This is a genomic window from Anaerococcus sp., from assembly GCF_022770135.1.
In the GTDB taxonomy this organism is placed as follows: domain Bacteria; phylum Bacillota; class Clostridia; order Tissierellales; family Peptoniphilaceae; genus Anaerococcus.
This window is the reverse complement of sequence record NZ_JALEIL010000158.1, coordinates 1-5,866: the sequence shown is the minus strand read 5'-3', so window position 1 is coordinate 5,866 and position 5,866 is coordinate 1. Positions and strand designations below refer to the sequence as shown.

Here is a 5,866-nt window from a genome sequence, read left to right as displayed (position 1 = left end):
ATTTTTTCTTCATAATAACCTCCGTTAAGATAAAGTTTTCTTTGATGAAAACGCCACAAATATGCTAGCTATAAGGACCAGACACATAAAGCTAAGCATAAATTTAACTGAATAATTTGTAATAAGGCTCCCCGCTAGGGCACTTGCAAGCATTATAGAAAAGTTAAAGCTTGCTGATTGCAAGGATGTAGCCACAGCCGAAGCATTTTCCCTAACTTGCCTTGCTACTGTTGTTTGAAATAGGCTAACCAAGGCCCCAAATCCTATTCCCCAAAGTAGAAAGGCCAAATCACAGACTAGACTATAATTTGAGAAATAAGCAAATATGATTAGGGCCAAAAGAGCTGATCCGAACATAAAAATCGTAAGAGATCTGATGTGCCTATCAATTACCTTGGCTGCAATAAGGACAGAAATAATTGAGCCAAGGCCAAATAAAACTTGGGCAAAGCCGATCCCTCTTGTGTAATCAATAGCCCTTATTAAATTAGTAATATAAGTATATACCCCATAGTTTGCAATAGCTGCAAGGGAAGTAAGAAGCATTACTATAACACTCCCTTGTTTCTAATTAAGGTAAAAGGAGAGTTGGTCCTATCACGAATCTCACCGCTTACTTCTGGTAGGATAAAGTATGTAAGGATTCCTATAATGAAAATAATCAGTGAAACAGCAAAAAACTCTGCTCTCCAAGAAATATTTCTACCTATTGCAGTAAATATCGGAAGACCCAGGCTCATACCAAAGGTCGTCCCACTTATTATAAAGGCGACAGCAAAACCCTTGTGGGCCTTATCAGTTAACTTCATACCAAATGAAGCAACCATGGGCCAAAGAATTCCTGCACAAATTCCTCCAATCATCCTCCCCAAAAGAGCTATGCCATAGCTAGTGGAAATTCCCACAAGAAAATTACCAAGGGCAAATCCCATAAGGAGACCTAGGAGCAATTTCTTCCTAGAAAATCCAACTGTAGCAGATATAAGGGGAATAGAGAAAATTGCACTTGCTATAGCATAAAAGCCCAAGAGATTTCCTGCCTGAGTTTCGCTAATCTTAAGCCCTTGGGTTAATTCTGGCAAAATACCCGAAGGAATAAGCTCTGAGATGATTGCCATAAAGGTCACGCTTAAAAGTAAGATGAAATTCGGCCAATATATTTTTTCTTTTTCCACCACAATACCTCCACAAATTAAAAGCTAGGGGGCTATATCTCATCGAGCCTCCTGTCTAATTATGTCGGCTGATCTAGCAAAGCTCCCCTAAGCTATCTATCTTATTATATGCTTTTTAATTAATGGATACAATCTTTATAGGACAATATCCTTACCTTCGAGGATAAGATTCATATTTCTTGCAGAACACATTGCCCCACACATAGTACAGGTATCTTCCTCTTCTGGAGCTGAAGCCGCCCTGTAGGCCCTACACTTTTCTGGATCTATGGCAAGTTCGAACATCCCCTCCCAATCGAGTTTCTGTCTTCTCTTACTCATCTCTAGATCCCATTTTCTGGCATCTTTTAATTTGGCAATGTCTCCAGCGTGGGCTGCAATTTTGGCTGCGACTATTCCCTCTCGCACATCTTCTACATCAGGTAGTCTCAAATGCTCTGCTGGTGTCACATAACATAAGAAGTCTGCCCCATGACTTGCTGCAATTGCTCCACCGATTGCACTTGTGATATGATCATAGCCTGGGGCCACATCACAAACCAAAGGTCCTAACACATAAAATGGTGCGTTGTGACAGAGTTTCTTTTCAAGCTTCATATTCATTTCTATGTCATTTATTGGAACATGGCCTGGTCCTTCGATTATTACTTGAACGTCCTTCTCCCAGGCTCTTTTGGTCAGCTCTCCTAGGGTAATTAGCTCTGCTATTTGGGCAGGGTCTGTCGCATCGTGAATTCCACCTGGTCTTAGCGAATCTCCGAGCGATAGGGTCACGTCGTATTCTCTTAGAATATCCAAAAGCTCGTCATAGTATTCATAAAATGGATTTTCGGCATCATTCATCATCATCCATCCAAATAACAAGGACCCACCACGTGAAACTATCTCGTTAACCCTTCTATTTCTCATAAAAATCTCAGCATTTGCTCTATTAATTCCACAATGGATAGTTACAAAGTCTACGCCATTTTCCGCATGATTTCTTACAACTTCGAGGAACTCTTGGGCCTTGATAAAGCTAAGACCCTTATCCAAAAATCCTACCGCATCATACATTGGAACAGTTCCAATCATAGCTGTAGATTTTTCTATGAGTCTTTTCCTAAACTCTTGGGTCTTTCCGTAGTTTGAAAGGTCCATTATAGATTCAGCTCCCATATCAAGGGCCATATCTACCTTTTGCATCTCAAGATCAAGATCATTGATATCCTTAGAAATACCCAAGTTTACATTAATCTTAGTCCTAAGTCCCGTTCCAATTCCTTCTGGAGATATTGAATTGTGGTTTTTGTTTCTAGGAATAACAATTTCGCCTTTGGCGATTTTTTCTAGCAAGAATTCTTCGCTAACATTTTCCTTCTTGGCCACAATCTTCATCTCTTCAGTTACAAAACCATTCTTTGCAGCTTCCATCTGTGTCTTATAGTTCATAAATTAAAAAAACCTCCTAAAATTACTTATAGGAGAAAAAATGCTTCATCCCTCGCAGGCATTATCCTGACCGGTAAGATGGTCGAAGTCAAAACTTCCTCTCAGCATATAGCTCCCATAGATCATTAATTTACATTTACTATTATAATAGAGTTTTCCTTATATGTAAAATAAAATCACTAAAGCCCTATTTTTTATTTCTTCCTAATATTAATAACAGAATCCAAGCAAAGCTCAAGGGCAAAGGCAAAAGAATCTTCGGCCCAGTTTCTCTGGTCGTAATTATTAGGATCAGATAGAGTATCCGCAGTAAAGAGAATCTCTCCCCAAATCACATCTCTAAATCTTGCTACAGCAGCAAGGGAGGCGCACTCCATCTCCACGACTTGGCAGCCTTCTTCTATCCTGTATTTGACAAAATCCCTAGTCTCTCTGTAAAAGCCATCTGTAGACCAAGTCGTAGTTTCTAGATAAGTTAGTCCCCTATCCTCAAAAGTCTTTCTTATAGGAGAAATCGCCATCCTATCTATGTCTATAAATCTAGAAGGAGCCATATAATGGTAGCTTGCTCCCTCATCTCTAAGGGCCCTTGTTGGAATAAGAAAGACTCCCTCCTCTATATCGACTAAGGCTCCACAAGTTCCAGTAGATATAATCTCCCTTACCCCGTAGGATATAAGCCAATCCATAAATTGGGCGGCCGCTGCTGAACCAACAGGAGCCTGGGCAAGGGTCACTTGCTCTCCCTTATAGTCTATTACATAGACTGGATAGACCTTGGTAGCCGATACAAACTCAGAAACCTTGGTAGCCTTATTATTTGCTGCATACTCATCTATATGGTCAGCCAAAAAAGCATAGACACATTTTCTAGGGAGCTTTAGGTCAAGTCCTTCGTGATTGGGATTGATAACAGCTTCCTTCCTATCATCATATTCCAAAATCGGAAATTCATTTTTAAATAAAGTCATTTAAGTAAGCTCAAATCCTTTCTTAGTATTTTCCCTAAAAACATACACTTAGGAAGATTAGCTAAGCTTTAAATTTCCTAAGTTATTATCCATTATATATTCTTCCTAAAACAAATTATCCTATTAGCCTCAACAAAGCCAATCGCAAGATGAAATAAGTAACTGTCCCTATTATCTAGCAGGCAATCACTGGCAAATTCAATAGCTCCCATATCCCTTGCCCACTCTTCACATTTCATAACCAAACTTCTAGCGTAAGATTTCTTACGATAGGCTTCTTTTACAAATATTCTTTCCAAGTACCCTACAGGAGAAGAATCAGTTCCTTCAACATAATCACATCTTAAAGAAACATTGGCAAAGGCTACCGGCAAGTCTCCTTCGCATAAAATAAAGGCTGTCTCATTTTTATTGTGAATCATATCTATAAATTCTTTTTCCAATTCTAGGAGATTATCATTATCCCAAATCTCCTTAGCCATTTGGGCTAAAATTAATGTATCTTTATCGCCTGCTTCGTAAATCTTCATATCTTAATCTCGTATGTATAGGACTTTTTAATTTCTCCACTGCCTTTTTTTATGAAGGTATCTTCACTTACGATTTTGCCAGAACATTTTTCCGCAACACGTCTTGAAGCCATATTATATTGATTTACAATAATACTTACCTTACTTGCCCCTTTATTCCTAGCGTATGATATGAGGACTTGGGCAATCTCTGTGGCATAGCCCTTATTCCATAGGGACTTGTGGATGCAATAAGCGATATCGAAAGTTTCTCCTCCATCTGTTAAAAGAAAACTACAAGTGCCTACTCTTTTCTTAGTTCCTTTAGATATAGGGATAAGATAGGTGCATTCAGGATCATTTTCTAATTTTTCAAGCTCTTCTATATATGCCATATCCACATCTTCCTTAGCTTCATCTGGTAAGTACTCGCCCATCTCTGGATCATTCCATATTTGATAAGCCCAGAAAGCGTCTTCTTTCACAAAACTTCTGATAATAAGCCTTGGGCTTTCTATTGATTCTATTTTCATAATCTATCCTTTGTTTAATTTAATAATTTATGAGATTTACTCTAACTATGAATGTTCCACTATTTATATAGGTCATATATTCACGATTTTTTATTATGACTTAGCACAAATCTACACTTAGGAAAGTTGGAACATCCTATGAATTTCCCATATTTTCCTTCTCTTTCGACAAGCTCTCCGCCACATTTTGGGCAGATATTTGCTTTAATCTTTTCTTCGTTTTCCTTTTTGATTTTCTTAATCTCCCTCGTATGGGCGAAGTCGGTCTGGTGGGATTTGTTCTTCTCTAGGATTTCTATTATCTTTCCTATATCTTCTTTGTCAATGACTTCTTCTGTCGAGAGATCTTTGATTGCCTCACTTACATATCTTATTTTGCAGACCTTAGCCTTGGTCACTTCGATTGCGTCAAGATTGGCCTCTCCAGAAAAGGCGATTATCGAATGATAGGTCATCTCTGGATATGAATCTTCTAAGATACTTTCGATTGCCCTTATGTGGGCGTAGTTTTGAAAAATTGGATTCATAAAATTATTTTTCTGATTGGATAAGTATTGAGTCCAGGTACGTGACTTTTCCTTGCCATAAATCTTACCCTTGTAGGCCTTTGTCTCTATGACAAATATTCCGTAAGTAGAAATAACTATATGGTCTATCTGGGTAGTGCTAGTACTGCCTCCCATATTTTTAAGCTTAATATCGTGGATAATCCTATATTTTTCCTTATCTAAGTCCCTTAGCTTATAAGTTACTGCAAGCTCTCCTATATCTCCCTTAAACTTAGCCCAAAATACAGTAAGGGCCAAAATAACTGCAAGGAAAAATCCGTTTGCTATTCCCCATTCCATATGATCCTCCTTATTTTTGATTATAATAATTATATCACAAATTACTTTCTTCTAGGAAATTCGATTTGAGAATATTTTCCTAGTCATTTGGAAAAGAAAAATCGCACCAGCAAAAGCATAACTTTCGCCGATACGATTTGATAATAAGCTATTCTTATTTTTTCTTCTTTTTCTTTGTTACAAAGAGGGCTGATGCAGCGCCGATGAGGCTTAGGAGCACTCCACTTGTACCGCTAACGCCTGTTTTTGGAGCACGATTTGATTTATTATCTTTTTGTGCTTCTTTAGCTTTCTCAGATTTCTTTGGAACAAAGTCAATTCTTACGCCTTGATCTCTATTTTTTGGTTTTTCAGATTTGTCAGGGGTCTCTGTTTTGTCAGGACTTCCTGGCTTCTCTG

8 protein-coding genes and 1 riboswitch are annotated in these 5,866 nt (G+C 38.2%); all 8 genes read right to left on the bottom strand.

Annotated features, from left to right (window positions below):
- Positions 1-24: 24 nt before the first annotated feature.
- Positions 25-546 (bottom strand): MFS transporter, encoded by a 522-nt coding sequence (locus MRZ08_RS07910; protein ID WP_297381469.1) that lies wholly within the window; start codon positions 544-546, stop codon positions 25-27.
- A 2-nt stretch (positions 547-548) separates the two neighbouring features.
- Complete coding sequence (locus MRZ08_RS07905) at positions 549-1,178, bottom strand: MFS transporter (protein ID WP_297381467.1); 630 nt, start codon at positions 1,176-1,178, stop codon at positions 549-551.
- Positions 1,179-1,310: 132 nt separating this feature from the next.
- Positions 1,311-2,606 carry a phosphomethylpyrimidine synthase ThiC gene (gene thiC / locus MRZ08_RS07900; protein WP_297381465.1) on the bottom strand — a complete coding sequence of 432 codons (1,296 nt, stop codon included), beginning with the start codon at positions 2,604-2,606 and terminating at the stop codon, positions 1,311-1,313.
- 30 nt (positions 2,607-2,636) lie between these two features.
- A riboswitch (TPP riboswitch) is annotated at positions 2,637-2,735 on the bottom strand.
- Between the two features lie 65 nt (positions 2,736-2,800).
- Positions 2,801-3,577: a nucleoside phosphorylase gene (locus MRZ08_RS07895; RefSeq protein WP_297381464.1), complete on the bottom strand. Its 777-nt coding sequence runs from the start codon at positions 3,575-3,577 to the stop codon at positions 2,801-2,803.
- A 92-nt stretch (positions 3,578-3,669) separates the two neighbouring features.
- Positions 3,670-4,107, bottom strand: a complete 438-nt coding sequence (gene aac(6') / locus MRZ08_RS07890) for an aminoglycoside 6'-N-acetyltransferase (protein ID WP_297381462.1) — start codon at positions 4,105-4,107, stop codon at positions 3,670-3,672.
- Complete coding sequence (locus MRZ08_RS07885; RefSeq protein WP_297381459.1) at positions 4,104-4,619, bottom strand: GNAT family N-acetyltransferase; 516 nt, start codon at positions 4,617-4,619, stop codon at positions 4,104-4,106. The genes aac(6') and MRZ08_RS07885 overlap by 4 nt, the downstream gene beginning before the upstream one ends.
- Positions 4,620-4,699: 80 nt before the next feature.
- Positions 4,700-5,467, bottom strand: a complete 768-nt coding sequence (locus tag MRZ08_RS07880; protein WP_297381456.1) for an NERD domain-containing protein — start codon at positions 5,465-5,467, stop codon at positions 4,700-4,702.
- A gap of 154 nt (positions 5,468-5,621) precedes the next feature.
- Positions 5,622-5,866, bottom strand: a 245-nt coding sequence (locus MRZ08_RS07875) for an LPXTG cell wall anchor domain-containing protein (RefSeq protein ID WP_297381453.1), incomplete at its 5' end; no start/stop codon positions are given.